Source organism: Kitasatospora sp. NPDC094016, from assembly GCF_040304045.1.
Lineage (GTDB): Bacteria > Actinomycetota > Actinomycetes > Streptomycetales > Streptomycetaceae > Kitasatospora.
On sequence record NZ_JBEOUK010000025.1, the window covers coordinates 39,125 to 53,574 of the forward strand.

Consider the following 14,450-nt stretch of genomic DNA (forward strand, 5'->3'; position numbering starts at 1 on the left):
TGGGTGGCCTGCGCCGGGAGTGGCGCGCCGTCACGATGACGGGCGCAGCCCGGCGTGGGCGATCTCCAGGGACTCCATCGCCGCCTGCGAGTTCGCCGGGTCGAACGACGGGCCCTGCCAGCGGACGGGCACGATGCCGAGCACCTGCCAGCTGACGATGGGGCTCAGGTCGGGCCGCAGGGCCACGATTTCACCGTTCTTGGGCTGGACCCGCCGCACGGTCTCGTCCAGCCAGCGGGCGATCTTGACGGTGTCCGCGGTGACCGCGCGGGTGAGCGTGATGTTCGACCAGGTGATCCGGCCCGGCAGCTGCCAGGAGAAGCCGTTGTTGCCGCCCTCGGCGTACTGGTGGATCTCGACCTCGGCGCCCAGCCCCGAGCACGTCGTGAACTCGCCCAGATCGTTGCCGCCGATCGTGAGCTTGAAGAACACGCTCGTCGCGAAGATGTTGTCGGTCATTCCTGCCTCCGTCGCCCTGCCCGCCTGCCACCTGCCACCTGCCACTGCTGCCCGCCGCGCCCCGAGCGCTCAGCGACGGCCGTCGTACGGCCGCCCGGCGCGCTCCCTCCCCCTGCGCAACTCCGCGCGCAGCAGCCGTCCGACGGGCTCGATCAGGCGCCGGGCCAGTTCGTCGAGGTCGGCCCCCGACGTGGGCCCGGTCGACGATCCGCCGCCCTGCTGCGCGGGCGTGGCCGCGGTCGGCGGCGGGGGCGGGGCGGCGGTCTGGACGGTCACCGGAGTGCGGGCCGGTACGGCGGTCAACGGCACCCCGGACAACCCCGCCTGCTCCGCCACCCGTTGCAGCACCCGGGCCGTATCCGTCGAAGGCCGCGCCGGCCCGGACGAACCCGAAGACGGGCCCGCGCCGTCCCGGGACGGCGCGGTCCACGACCACGACCCGGTGCGCAGCGGCGACTCCCCGCCCGCCGCCGGTCCGGCGAAGCCGCCCCCCGCCACGCCCGGCGTCCAGGCGCCACCGCTCGGCAGCGGCGGCGCCGCGGACGCGGGCACGGCCGGGCCGGCGGGCCCGGCGACCGGCAGCCGCTGGACCATCGCCGGGACGGCCGGGGGCGCCGGGGCGCTCGGCGGGGTGAGTCGCACCAACGGCACGCTCGGAACACGGCCACCGGAGGAGGAGGCGGGCGCGGACGCAGGACGCCCCCCACGAGCGGCGGGGACGGCAGGGGCTGCGGCAGGCGCCGGCGCGTCGTCGGAGAAGGCCGGTCGCACGGTCGGCTCGACCGGGCCGGGGGCAAGGACAGCGGCAGCGGCGGCAGTAGCAGCAGGGCCATCGACAACAGGGCCCGCGGACACCGACCGCTGCACGCTCGCAGCGCGCCCGGCAGGGGAGGCGCCCACGGCCGCCGGGCCCGCATCGGCCACGACGACCGGGGGTGCTGGACGCTCCCCGCGCCGCACCCGACCGGCGGGAACCACGACCGGCACCGCAGCACCTCGCGGCTCCGCCGACCGGACACCCGGCTCGACGGGGCTCGGACCGCCGGAAACCGAACGCTGCACCGCCGGACCCCGACCGCCACGCTCCGCAGCCGCCGACGGCACCGGAGTCTCCCCGCGCCGCGCCCGCCCGGACGGGGCGGTGCCGGGCACTACGGGCTGCCCGCCCGGCGCCTCCGGACGAGGGACCCCAGCCGTCGTCGAACGCTGCGCACCCACCCGGCCCGCCGGCGGACCGCCGCGCTCCGACCGGCGCGTATCCGCCTCCATCGGGCCGGCTCCGGGGCCGACGGCCACCGGAGCTGAGCCACCGGTCGCCGGACCCCGCACACCTGCACGCGCAGAGGGGGCACCACCGCGCCCCGACGGCCGCGGCTCCTGCGCCGCCGAGCCGGCCGACGCCGACGAGCGCGCATCCGCCCTCACCGGGTCGGCTCCGCCGGGCACCGAACGCTGCACGCTCGGACGCCTCACAGCAGCAGAACGCCCCGCCGGACCCGAGCCCGCAGAGTCGGCGGAGCCGCCGGACGTCGATCCCCGCGCACCCGCACGCGCCACCACGGCACCCCGCGCACCCTGCGCCGCCGGGCCGGGGCCTTCCGGGTCCGCCGGGGACGCCGGTGCCGCCGGGCGCGCGGCGTCGGGTCGGCTCGCCTGGGCCCGTCGGGGCAGGCGCAGGACGGCGGCGGCCCGGTGCCGCCAGCTCGCGGGTGCCGCCGGTTCCGGAAGGGCCGGCGGCACCTGGGTGCGCGCGGGCGGCTCCTGCGGCCAGGCGGCCCTGACGACGGGCGGGGCGGGCGCGGGCGCCGGCGCTCGGCCGGACACCGGTGCGGGCGCCGTCGCCGGTGCGGCAAGCGTGGACGCCATGCGGCGCTCGCCGAGCAGGCCGAGCGTGCGGTGGCCCGGCCCGGCCGCCGGACGTGCGGCGGTGCCACCGATCGGCGAGCGGGCCACGACCAGCGGGCCGGGCTCACCCGGCGCAGCGGTCGGCCGCACGTCCCGGGCGCCAGCGGTACCACCGGTGCCACTGGTACCACCGCTGCGCCGGGCCCGGCGGGCCGCGTCCTGCGGTGCCGTCCCGGGGGGCGACTGCGGCCCGGCGACGGGGCCGGGCTCGGAGGAGCCGCCCTGCCCGCTCGTGTCAACGCTTCGTGTGCCGGGCGCGGCCGCACGCTGGACTGCCGTGGAGCCCGGCGCGGCGACGGGCTTGCCCGTGGCGCGAGGAGCGCCTTCCGGGCTCGGGGCCGCCGCGCTTCGGCCGACCGACTGCGGCGGTGCGGAAGAGGCGGAAGAGGCGGGGTTGTCGGGGGTGGCGGGAGTCCGTGGGGTGTCGGGAGTCGCCGGGGCGCCGTGGGCCGGGGCCGTGGGCCGCCGGACGGGGCCGCGCCGACCGTCGGCCGTACCGGCGGCCCGTGCTCCGGGTGCCGCGCCCGCCGTCGGCGGCAGCGCGGCCAGCGGCGCGCCCAGGCCCCCGTGCATGCGGGCGTTGGACGATTCGGGGCGCGCCTGTTCGGCGCGCGGCTGGGCGGCGCGCTGCGCCGTGGTCGGACCGCCACCGGTCTGGACGGCGCGCTGTACGGGAGCGTCCCCGCGCCGTCCGGGCTCGGGGCGGGCAGAGCGAGCCGAGCGCGCCGGACTGCCCGGTGCCGACGGTTCCGCACCGTCCGACCCGCTCCCCGCCGGAGCGGTCGGCTGCGCGGGCAGGGAGACGATCGGCATCGGCCCCTGCCCGGCCCCGGGGCCGGGTACGGGCCCGAGGCCTGCCGCACCGTCGGCGTTGAGCCGTGGCGAGGCGCTGGCGGGCAGCGAGGTCAGCGGGGCGCCGAGCACGGGTCGGCCCGGTGCGGCGCCTCCCCTCGCGCTGCCTCCCCTCGCGGCACGCTGCACGGCGTCGCCGGTGTGCGGGGTCGGGGTGTCGGTCGGCCGCACCGGGGCTGGTTCCGAGGTCTCGGACGGCCGCGCAGTGGCACCCGGCTCCACGACGGGCGGAGCAACGTCGGCGGACTGCTCCACCGTCGTCGCGCTCGTGGGCCGTTCCACCGGCTTCGCGCCCTCGGCAGGCTCCACCGGCCTCGCGCCCTCGGGACGCTCCACCGGCGCGACGGCAGCGGAACGTTCCACCGTCGTCGCGCTCGCGGCACGCTGCACCGGCCGGGGCGGGATCACGGCCACCGCGCGCGTCGGCAACGACCGGGGGCGGGGCGCGGCGGTCAGCGGCTTCCCGACGCGGCGCGACGGGACCGGCCGGGCAGGCCCGGCGTGCCCGGCAGGCGGCACCTCGGAACCGTGAGCAGAGGCGGGGGCGGGGGCGGGGGCGGCGCCGCCCTCGGCGGCCACCGCCCGTACGGGCAGCCGTCGCACCGCGGAGCCCGACCTCTGCACCTGCCGCACCCGACCGAGCCCACCCGTCGCGCCCGGCCCGTCCCCCGCCGGAGCCAGGACCGAGTCCGAGGCCGCATCCGCAGCCGCCGACGGCGCCACCGCCGGTGCGGCGTACGGCAGCGCGGGCCCGTCCGCCCCGGCGGAGACCGCCGGTCCGGGGGGCCGTGCCACCGCCCGCAGGATGCCCGCCGGGGCGGACGGCAGGACCGCGTGCCCGAGCACGCCGGTCAGCGAGGGGTTCTGCCAGGAGGCGAGCCGGGACCGGAACCGCAGGCCGTCGCTGACCCCGCCCGCAGCCCCCGCGAGGGTCGGGGTCAGGGGCGCGACCGCGCGCCAACCACCGTCCGGGGCGGGCGCGTCGGCCCGGGGCGCGGGAGCCGCGTCACCCGTGCCGCCCGTAGCACCCGAGGCACCCGAGGTACCCGGGGCGCCCGAAGCGCCCGCCTCGCCCGGGCCGCCGGCCTTCCGGCGCCCGAGCCGGTCCCGAATCCCCATCCCGCGCTCACCCGCCTTCGTTGACGCGGGTGTTGATCCGCGCGATCTCCCGCACCCACGCGCGGCGTTCCTGGTGGGACAGGTCGAGGATGTCCTCCCGCTGCCAGTGGAAGTGGTAGGCGATGTACGCGACCTCCTCGTACAGCCGGGTGGTCGCGTACGTCACCATTCCCCCAGGCGCCCACCAGCGAGGTCGACCTCGAAGGAGCCGTCGCAGTGCGGGCAGGTCACCGCAGCGCGGGTGTGGCCCTCGCTGTTGATCCGCTGGTAGAAGTCCTGGAGGAACGCGACGTCGGTGGCGTACATCTGCTCGACGACGCCGGCGTGCACGTCGGTGACGGTGCCGAGCCGGGTGATCACGTGGCTGAGCAGCACGACGCTCAGGTACGCCGGGTTCTCCTTGACCCGCAGGTCGATCTGGGGCATGAGTTCGTCCCGCGCGGTGGCCAGGCGCATGGCGCCGTGCCGGTGCAGGGTGCCCTCGTCGTCCAGGTACCCGCGCGGGAGCTCGAACTCGAACTCCGTGTGCAGCCCGTGCCCCTGGGGGCCCCGCCCCCGCTGCGGCGCGGCGGCCTGCGGGGCCGGGGCCGCGGCGGGAGCGGGGGCGGCTGACGGAGCCTGCTCCAGGAGTTCGTCGAGGCTGATCCGTCGTCTCATTCGACGGTGATCTCCTCGAACACGATGGTCACCGTCTCGGTCGCGGCGCTGGACTCACCGGCGGTGAGGGTGGGGCCCTCCCACCGGCTGGCCCAGGCGTTCATCAGCTGGATCCGCCGGAGGGTGGCGCCGGTGGTGTCCTTGACCTCGATGGTGAGGTTCTGGCGCGCGGTGTTGATCGCGCCGTTGTTGAGGGTCTCGTTGATCCACTTGGTGAACGCCCCGCTCTTGTCGAGCCCGCGGGTGATCGTCACCTCGCCCGGGAGCCGCGCGCCGGGCTGTTTGCGGACGATCAGCTTGCCCTGCTGGGTCACCTGCTTGTACTCGACGACGTCCTGGTCGACGGTCAGGTTGCTGATCTCCTTGACCGACTCGACGTTGTAGCCGCCGAGTTGGACGCCGAATATGTGTGTGGAGAGCGGATCGCCTTCAGCCATGACTTCCTGTCACCTTCCGGTCTGTGCTGGCCTGCTGGTCACTCGTTGACGAGGCTCGTGCTGTCCGAGAACTGGGACAGCCGGAACACCACGAACTCGGCGGGCTTCACCGGAGCGACCCCGATCTCGCACACCACCTGCCCGAGGTCGATGGACTCCTGCGGGTTGTTCTCACGGTCGCACTTGACGTAGAACGCCTCCGCGGCCGTGGCGCCGAACAGCGCCCCGCGTCGCCATTCCTCGGTCAGGAACGCCGTGATGTTGCGGCGGATGCTGGACCACAGCCGGTCATCGTTGGGCTCGAACACCACCCACTGGGTCCCCAGGAGGATGGACTCCTCCAGGTAGTTGAAGAGCCGCCGCACGTTGAGGTAGCGCCACGCCGGGTCCGAGGAGAGGGTCCGGGCGCCCCAGATCCGGATGCCGCGCCCGGGGAAGGCCCGCACGCAGTTGACGCCGATCGGGTTCAGCAGGTCCTGCTCGCCCTTGCTGAGGCGGATCTCCAGGTCCACCGCACCGCGGATGACCTCGTTGGCCGGCGCCTTGTGCACGCCGCGCTCGGCGTCGCTGCGCGCCCACACCCCGGCGGCGTGCCCGCTCGGGGGGACCATCGTGTTGCGGCCGGTCGCCGGGTCGAACACCTTGATCCACGGGTAGTACAGGGCCGCGTAGCGGGAGTCGAAGCCCGCCTCGTTGTTGCGCCAGTTGCGCACCTGCTGGGCGCTCAGCCCGGGCGGGGCGTCCAGGACGGCGATCCGGTCGCCCATCTGCTCGCAGTGCGACATCACCGCGAGCTGGACGGTCCGCACGCCCTCGGCGTCGATGTCCCCGCGCTGGTAGGCGCTCATCAGGTCGGGCACCGCGACCATGGTGATCTCGTCGATCGCCTCCAGGCCGGAGAACCCGGTGCGGGCCGAGGCGTCGCCGACGTACTCGGCGGGGCTGATCCGGGTCGTGGCGGCGGGGGCGACCGGCCCGGGCGCGGGGGCTGCGGCGAGGGCGAGCGTCTGGCGCTCCGGGCGGCTCGGCGCGGTGCCCGGCTGCTCGCTGACCGCGACGAGCTTGGACTCGCGCAGCTGGGTGACGACGTAGCCCTTGGTGTTCTTGCGGGTCGAGACGTCGTACGTCTCGGCGACCTCGGCGCCCTTGCGGACCACCAGCCGGAACCGGTCGTCGGGAACGTTGTCGCCCTCGACGTCGGCGATCTCGACGGTCAGGTCGGCGCCCCCGGCGGGCAGGGCCGTGAACAGGAAGCCGGCGTGGGCGGTGGGCGCGGGCGCCGATCGGGCGGCCGGCGGCCAGCCGCCGGCCGTCTCGCCGCCGGGCTCGCCGATCCGCACGACGTAGACGGCGCCGCCGCCGTTGGCGAAGAAGCCGTAGACGGCGTGGGGCAGGTAGGTGCCTTCGGAGAAGCCGCCGAACTGCTGGACGTACTGGTCCCAGTTGGTCACCAGGGTGGGCTCGTGGAAGGGGCCGGTCTGGGCGAAGCCGACGAGGGCGGCGACGGCCGTGCCGACACCCTCGATCGGCCGGGCACCGGACTGGACCTCCTCCACGTACACGCCCGGGGTGAGGTACGACGGCATGCTCGCTCCTTCGGGGTGGCCGATCATTCGCCACCGAGTCTGCTGCCGGGCCGCCGCCCGCGACATGTCCGCAGGTCCCGGACCAGGGGCAGAGCCGCTGCCCCGGCGGGCACCCCGGCGGGCACTTGCCGACCCGCCGTCGTCGCGCCGGCCCGCGGCCCGGCACCGGCCCGGCCGCGCGCTCAGGCCCGCCCGGTGCCCCCGGAGGCGCGCGACCACGGCCCGAACTCGCTCTCCAGGACCAGCCGCCCGAGCTTGCGGTACTCCCGCTCGACCGCGAACACCAGCTCCGCCATGCCCAGCGGGCGGCCCGTCTCGGCGGCCAGGTAGGCCGCGGTCACCGCGCAGGCCCGGATGGAGCCGCCGGCGAGTTCGAAGTGCCGTGCGCAGAACGCCAGGTCGAGGTCGTCGCCGCGGGGGATCCGCGGGCCCAGGCAGCGCTCCCACAGGGCGTGCCGCTGTTCCTCGTCCGGCACCGGGAACTCTGCGATGACGTCCAGCCGCCGGGTGAACGCCTCGTCGAGGTTGGCGCGCAGGTTGGTCGTCAGCACGGCGATCCCGTCGAAGGACTCCATCCGCTGCAACAGGTACGCCGACTCCACGTTGGCGTGGCGGTCGTGGGCGTCCTTGACCTGGGACCGCTTGCCGAAGATCGCGTCGGCCTCGTCGAACAGCAGGACGGCGTTCACGTGCGAGGCCTCGGTGAAGATCCGCTCCAGGTTCTTCTCCGTCTCACCGATGTACTTGTCCACGACGGTGGACAGGTCCACGACGTACAGCTCCATGCCGAGTTCGGCGGCGACCACCTCGGCCGACATGGTCTTCCCGGTGCCCGACTCCCCCGCGAACAGCGCGATCACCCCGCGCCCGCGCCCTCCGCCCGGCCGCATCCGCCACTGGCCGAGCACCTGGTCGCGGTGCCTGGCGCGTAGCGCGAGCTCGTGCAGCTGGCGCGCGGTGGGCTCGGGCAGCACCAGGTCGTCCCACCCGACGGCGGGCTCGATCCGGCGGGCGAGGCGGGCGAGCCCCGCCCCGTTCTGCGCCCGTACGGCGGCCCGCAGGTCGTCGGCGGTCACCGGGCGGTGTTCGGCGGCGGCCGTCCTGGTCGCGACCCCGGCGGCCCTGACCACCTGGTCCTCGTCCAGCTGGTACGGGGCGACGGCCTCGGCCAACTCGGCTCTCAGCACGCCCTCGTACGGCCCTTCTCCAGGGCCTTCCCCAGGGCCGTCCGCACGGTCTTCCCCGGGTTCGCCCGCAAACCCACCCGAAGGCTCGTGCGAAGCCCCGCCCAGCGCGTGCGCCCAGCGCTCGGCGCGCTGCGCCGGATCCAGCGGCGGGGCCACGAGCACCACCGGGCTCTCCTGCGCCCACGTCGGATCCCACGGGCGCGACCCGTGCACGAGCAGCGGCACCTCGGCGAGTTCCGCGCACAGCTCGCGCAACAGCCCGGCTCGCTCCGGGCGTTCGGGTTCGAGCCGCTCCAGCGGGCCCAGCACCACACCGCTGCCGCTCAGCCGCGCCTCCCGGGCGAGCGCCCGGACCACGGCCTCCGGGGGGCGGGCGGCGAGCGTGGTGACGTCGACGACCAGGGCCCGGCGGCCGAGGCCCGCGAGGGCGTCGACCGCGAGCCGTCCGGCGTTGCCGCCCCGGTCCAGCAGGTGCACCAGTCCGCCGCCGTTGGCCACGGTGGCGCGCAGCCGGCGCGCGGCCGGCGGCGGGGTGCCGGCACCGGACCGGCCGACGCGGACGAGCCCGCGCAGCGTGCCGTCGGGTTCGTCCGAGCCGAGCAGATGGGCCGTCACCCGGTCGGGCAGGCGCAGGCCCCGGGAGAGCAGCGGGCGCTCCGGTTCGGTGACCTCCAGCAGGCCGCCGGCGATCAGCGGGGCCTGGGCCGAGAAGCGGAACCGGCCGGCGCCCGCCCCGGACAGCCCGCACAGTTCGAGCGCGAGCCCGATGGTCGGCCGGCGCAGGGTCAGGTCGTCGTTGAGGTACCCGTAGAGCCGTTCGAAGCGGGTGTCGAGGTCGGGGGCGAGTGCCACCAGCAGGAGTTCGAGGTCCAGCGGGAGCAGTCCGAAGCCGTCGACGAGCCGTTCGGTCCTCGATCCGGGCGGTGGCGGCGGCGGTTCCCCGAGGTCGGCGCCGGCCCGGCCCGTCGCGGCGGGCGCCGCGAGGATCCGTTCCGCCGCCTCCGGGGTGAGGTACTGGCCCCGGTACGGGTCGTCCGGGTCCGGGTCGTCGGCCCTGCGCTCGCGGACGGCGGCCCGGATCCGCTGTTCGAGGCGGCTCAGCCGCTCCCACAGGTCGTCCAGGTCCGCGGCGGGCCCGCTGGTGGCCGCCGGTTCGAGGTCGAGGGTCATCGCGGCGCACCGCCGCGCCGTCTGCGGCCGGGCGGCAGCCGGCGTTCCCGGGGCGCGGCGAAGCCGTCCGCACCGGGGTCCGTGCCGCCCTCGTAGCGCAGCCGGCGGCCCGGGTCACCCGTGGCCTCCGGGGTGTCGTCGCCGCTCTCGCCATCCTCGTCGCCCTTGTCGACGGCGCGCAGCACGAGCCCGTCGGTGACCGGCGGCCCCGCCTGGGCCCGCTGGCCGGACAGCGGGGCGAGCACCCTGAGGTCGATCGAGGGCTTCAGCTCGCCGCCGAGGGCCGACCACACGTCGGACACCGACGGCATGCCCTCGCTGCGCCCGGCGGTCTCCAGCCCGATGGTGAGCCCGAGTTCGGCGAGCGTTCCGGTGAGCAGGCGGGCGGGCAGCGCGTCGGCGGCCGTCAGGCAGCGGAGCACCTCCGACAGCAGCCGGTGCTCGTCCTGGGCCCGGTTGGTCCACGCCGTCACCAGGTAGGCCAGTTCGAACCAGCGGGGCGCGCTGCGCCAGGCCACGACCACGCCGTCGGCGTCGTGCTGCTCGGCGGCGCCGGCCTGGCGGCGGGACACGTCCTCGCGGATGCCGTAGAGGAAGACGCTGACGGTGGGGGCGTTGCGCCGGGCGGCCCAGTCCCGGGTCGGCGAGTCGAAGACCAGCTCGATCCCGCGTTCCTGGAGGCCGCTCTCGACGAGCAGGAGCCGCAGCGCCTCGTCGACTTCGTGGATCACCGCCGCTGCACCTCCCCCGGCGGGCCGACGCTGCCGGCCACCACGAGGAAGGGGGTGGTCACCGGGGAGAAGCCGGGGCCGCTCGCGGTGATGGTCCGGGGGCCGGTCTCGTCCTTGGCGAGGATGAGCAGCTGGCCCGCGAAGGTGCCGTCGGCCTTGGGGACGGTGGGTGCCGCGGCGGCGGTGATGCCGGGCGTCCAGGTGAGGGTCACCGGTGTGCCGGGCGGGAAGTCCACGCCGCGGACGGAGGTCACGAAGCCGGGCTTGCCGATCGGCGGCACCGCGACGATGCGGGGCTGGAGGATGCGCAGCGGGGTCCGCGCGACGTGGTCGCCCGGGTCGGCGTCCGTGCCGGTGGTGGTCAGGACGGAGGTGATGGTGGTGTCCAGGGTCGCCTCGGGGGCGAGCACCACCTGCACGACGGCGCTGCCGCCCGGGGGCAGGTCGGCCACGTCGCAGACGCCGCCGGTGCAGCCGGGGGGCATCGGCCCGGTGGGGACGCCGGCGGGCAGGCCGAGCGAGACGCGCAGTCCGGTGGCGAGGGCCTGGCCGTCGTTGCGCACGGTGTAGGTGACGGTGACCCGGCCGCCGACGTACCCGGGGTTCGGCTGGGCTCCGACCGTCACGGCCGGTCCGGCCTTCGGCGCGGGCGGCGCCGGCTGCGGTGCGGGGGCCGGGGCGGGCGGCGGTGGCGGCGGGGCCGGCGGTGAGGAGACGGGCGGCGCCGGGGTCGGGGTCGGGGTCTGGGTCGGTGTCGGCGAGGCAGTCGGGGTCGGAGACGGGCTCGGGGACGGCGACGCGGCCTGGACGGGTACGACCGTCTGCGCGGTGTTGTCCTCGGGCTTCGGGTCGACCACCGCCCCGGTCACCCACCAGCCGAACCGCTGGTCGCCGGCCACGGTGCCGACGACGGTGGCGGTCACCTGGACGACCGCGCCCGGGGCCAGGGTGCCGAGTTCGCACCGGAGGGCGTCGGCGGCGCAGGTGCCGGCCGTGGCCTTCAGCCCGGTGAGCCGGGCGCCCGTCGGCACGGACACGGTGAACGCGGTGCCGGGCGAGGGCGCCGGGCCGTGGTTGGTGACGGTGATGGCCACGGTGGTGGAGCCCCCGATCTGCATCGGGATGGTGGCGGCCGGCGCGCTCAGCGACAGGTCGACGGACTGCTGGACGCTCGGCTCCTTCTGCCGCCCCGGCAGCCTGGAGTTGACGGAGGTGAGCCGGCCGGTCGCGAAGTCGTAGCTCTGCAGCGCCTCCGGCGAGTTCGCCGGCAGGGCCCGGCGGGAGGTCAGCACCAGCTGCCCGCCGTCCGCCGTCCAGGCGACGTCGCGGGGCTGGAACGGGCCGGTGGCGGAGGTGTCCGGCAGCGGGCGGCGGCAGGCGTTCCGGTCCTGGCTCAGTCCGGTGGGCAGGACCACCGTGCAGCCGTCGCCGGTCGCCGAGCTGACGAGGACTCCGTTGCGCTGGTTGAGCCCGCCGTCGCCGGTCTTGCGGTTGAAGGCGACGCGCCGGCCGTCGGGCGAGAACGCGGGGCTGTCATCGATGACGGCGCAGGCGTCCGGGCAGGCCTTACGGCTGAGGTCGGTGGGCCGGTCGAGGGCGTCGGCGGGCACGGTCCACACGTGCTTGTTGCCGCCGTTGCCGTTGACGACCTCGGTCCTGGTGTAGGCGATCAGCTTGCCGTCCGGGGACCACGAGGGCTGGGCCATGGACGCGGCCGGCTGGCCGTTGGTCGGTTCGACGGTGCCGACGATCGCGCCGGTCGACACGTCCGCGATCAGCACCCGTCCGGGGCCGGAGGCAGCCCCGACGCCGCCGGGCGAGGTCCGGGTGAAGGCCATCAGGCGGCCGTCGGGCGAGAGCTCCGGGTCGGTGTCCCAGTCCTTCGGCCCGCGCCCGGCGAGGTTCATCGGCTTCGGGTCGGAGCCGTCGGCGCCGGTCTGCCAGATCCGTTCGATCCGGCCTGCGGGCGAGTCCTCGAAGCGGGTCAGCACGATCCGCCGGCCGTCCGGCGTGTAGGTCTGCCGTTCGAACCACGGGTCGTAGCCGGGGCGGGGGTTGAACAGGGGGTCGGCGGCGGGGTCGGTGTCGGTGTCGGCGGCCGGGTCCTCCCGGAGCACGCTGACGCCCAGGTCGCGCGGGTCCGCTCCGTCGGGGCGGATGTCCGACAGGTCGGCCATGTTGGGGGTGTCGGCGCTGTTGCGGTCCACGACGGGCCCGCCGCCCTTCTGGGGGCCGAGCCAGACCGGTGTGCGGACGGCGCGGTCCTCGCTCGCCACCAGTTCGGCCCCGCCGCAGAAGCAGGTCAGGGCGCGGTACACGTTCTCGTACGGCGTCGGGTCGGCGTTCTGCCGGTTGGGGCTGAGGAAGAGCACGCCGCTGCCGTCGGGCAGCCACCCGGCGGACCTGGTCCGCCAGTCGCCGCCGATGCCGGGGAAGAACGCCCGGTCGTTGGTGCCCTCGGGCGAGATCACCCGTAGCTGCGGGCCGGTCTGGCCGGCCTGGTCCCAGGTGTAGACGATCTGGTCGCGCAGGTCGGGCGCGTCCACCGGGTTCCACGCCGGTTCGACGGCGTCGCCGGCGGTCACCGCGGTGATCCGCCGCGCCGCGCCACCGGCCAGCGGCATGACGTAGACCTGGGTGTGCGCCGGGTCCACGTCGCAGGTGTACGCGACCCACTTGCCGTCGGGCGAGACCGTCGGGTGCGCCTCGGAGTCCGCGGTGTCGGTCAGCCTGCGCAGGCCGGTGCCGTCGGTGTTGACCACCCAGAGGTCCCGCTGGGTCTGCCCGTTGCGTCCGCCGGGCTCGACCGCGTCGAACACGACGGTCCTGCCGTCCGGGGCGAGCGTCGGCTCCGCGGTGTCCATGCCGGTGGTGAGCCGGCGCACCGCGCCCGACGCCTCGCGCAGGTAGACCTGGGGCAGCGGGCCGTCCCGCAGGCTGGTGAACACCAGCTGGTCGCCGCGCGCGGAGGGTTCGGTGTCGAAGTGGACGGGGCCGGGCCCGAACAGCGACGCGCTCGACGTCGGCCCGGTCAGCCGCGCCAGGCTGCGGTGGCCGGTGCCGGCGTAGACGATCCGTCCGCTCTCCGCCGTGGCCCCGGCGGCCACCGGGGCGGCGCCTCTTCCGTCGCCGTCGGAGTTCGCGGTGCCCAGTGTCACCACGGCCACGGCCAGGGACAGCAACGTCGCGACGGCGGCTCGCGCCGAGCGCCGCAGGGGGCGGGGAGTGCCGGTGGCGCCGATCACGCTCAACCTCACAGACCGAGAAGGCGGTACGTCCGGCAGTCTCCCCGGCCCGGGCGCGCGGGCGACAGGCCCCGGGCACCCGAGCCGGGGGTAGCGACCGGTGCCCCTGAGGGCAATCCGGCGCCGACGCTCCGGCGGCGTCGTCAGATGAGGCCGTGGCGCATCGCGTACCCGACGGCGTGGGCGCGGTTGCGCAGTCCCAGCCGGGTGGTGATCTCGTGCAGCACGTTCTTGACCGTGCGTTCGGAGTACGAGGTCTCGGCCGCTATCTCACTGGTGTCGAGGCCGTCGGCGACCAGCCGGAGCATCTCCGCCTCGCGCGCGGTCAGGGTCGACAGGGTCAGACCGCGCGGGTCGAGCATGGTGCGCTGGAGGCTGCCGACCCGGTCGAGCAGCTTGCCGAGGAGGTCCCCCGGCATGACGCCCTCGCCGTTGGCCAGGGCGGTGATGAGGTGGACGAGCCGGTCCTGGTCGGCGTCCGAGCGGCGCAGCACGGCGCCGACGCCGCACTCGATGATGGTCTGCAGGCCGCCGGCCTCGAAGTGGCCCACGACCAGCCCGGTCCGGCTCTGCGTGTTGAGCCGGAGCCGGCGCAGCCGGTCGGTCACGGCGTCGTTCAGCCCGTCGACCACCATCAGGGAGACCTGTGCGCGCGCGACGTCGCCCTCGGCGAGCAGTTCCACCTCCGGCCGGTGCCTCAGCTGCTGGACGACGCCCGTGTGCAGGATGATGTCCTCCGCGTACACCGCCACCTGGACCCGGCCGGGCTTCACGTTCACGCGCACCGCGGCGGGCTCGGCCGATCCACGCGGTCGGGCCTGGACGGACCTGGTCGCCCCGACGGCCTCATGGGTGGTGGTCTCGATCATCGTCATCCAACTGTTCCGTTCTGCTTCGTCTGCGTCACCGGACGCATGGTGAGGACGGCCGGGCGCCATGTCATGGAGCCGGCCGCGGGTGTTGCCGGGGGGGCGGGGTGGGGAGCGCTGGCTGGGGGCGGGGCATCGGCCCCGGGCAGGGCGTGGTTGTTCCCGCGGGCAAGGGGTGTGCCCGCGGCTTGCCCGCGGGGCTCTCTCCTGGGGGTGTCCTCCGGTCCTACCGT

10 protein-coding genes are annotated in these 14,450 nt (G+C 76.0%); all 10 read right to left on the minus strand.

Annotated elements, in window-relative coordinates; translation table 11 throughout:
• Positions 1-30: 30 nt before the first annotated feature.
• Complete coding sequence (locus ABT015_RS22700; protein WP_063346010.1) at positions 31-459, minus strand: phage tail protein; 429 nt, start codon at positions 457-459, stop codon at positions 31-33.
• Positions 460-528: 69 nt separating this feature from the next.
• A complete protein-coding gene (locus tag ABT015_RS22705) occupies positions 529-1,101 on the minus strand; it encodes a hypothetical protein (RefSeq protein ID WP_350881822.1) in 573 nt (190 codons plus the stop codon).
• A 3,241-nt stretch (positions 1,102-4,342) separates the two neighbouring features.
• Positions 4,343-4,501: a DUF6760 family protein gene (locus ABT015_RS22710; RefSeq protein WP_347878560.1), complete on the minus strand. Its 159-nt coding sequence runs from the start codon at positions 4,499-4,501 to the stop codon at positions 4,343-4,345.
• Positions 4,498-4,992: a hypothetical protein gene (locus ABT015_RS22715; protein WP_350881824.1), complete on the minus strand. Its 495-nt coding sequence runs from the start codon at positions 4,990-4,992 to the stop codon at positions 4,498-4,500. Before ABT015_RS22715 ends, ABT015_RS22710 begins: the two co-directional genes overlap by 4 nt.
• Positions 4,989-5,429: a phage tail protein gene (locus tag ABT015_RS22720; RefSeq protein WP_063346012.1), complete on the minus strand. Its 441-nt coding sequence runs from the start codon at positions 5,427-5,429 to the stop codon at positions 4,989-4,991. The genes ABT015_RS22715 and ABT015_RS22720 overlap by 4 nt, the downstream gene beginning before the upstream one ends.
• A 38-nt stretch (positions 5,430-5,467) precedes the next feature.
• Positions 5,468-7,015 (minus strand): phage tail sheath family protein, encoded by a 1,548-nt coding sequence (locus ABT015_RS22725; protein ID WP_350881826.1) that lies wholly within the window; start codon positions 7,013-7,015, stop codon positions 5,468-5,470.
• Between the two features lie 182 nt (positions 7,016-7,197).
• Entirely contained in the window at positions 7,198-9,372 is a 2,175-nt protein-coding gene (locus tag ABT015_RS22730) for an ATP-binding protein (protein ID WP_350881828.1), read from the minus strand.
• On the minus strand, positions 9,369-10,103 hold the full coding sequence (locus ABT015_RS22735) for a Pvc16 family protein (protein ID WP_350881830.1): 735 nt from the start codon (positions 10,101-10,103) through the stop codon (positions 9,369-9,371). The genes ABT015_RS22730 and ABT015_RS22735 overlap by 4 nt, the downstream gene beginning before the upstream one ends.
• A complete protein-coding gene (locus ABT015_RS22740) occupies positions 10,100-13,348 on the minus strand; it encodes a hypothetical protein (protein ID WP_350881832.1) in 3,249 nt (1,082 codons plus the stop codon). Before ABT015_RS22740 ends, ABT015_RS22735 begins: the two co-directional genes overlap by 4 nt.
• A gap of 143 nt (positions 13,349-13,491) precedes the next feature.
• A complete protein-coding gene (locus ABT015_RS22745) occupies positions 13,492-14,217 on the minus strand; it encodes a helix-turn-helix transcriptional regulator (RefSeq protein WP_371522529.1) in 726 nt (241 codons plus the stop codon).
• Between the last annotated feature and the right edge of the window lie 233 nt (positions 14,218-14,450).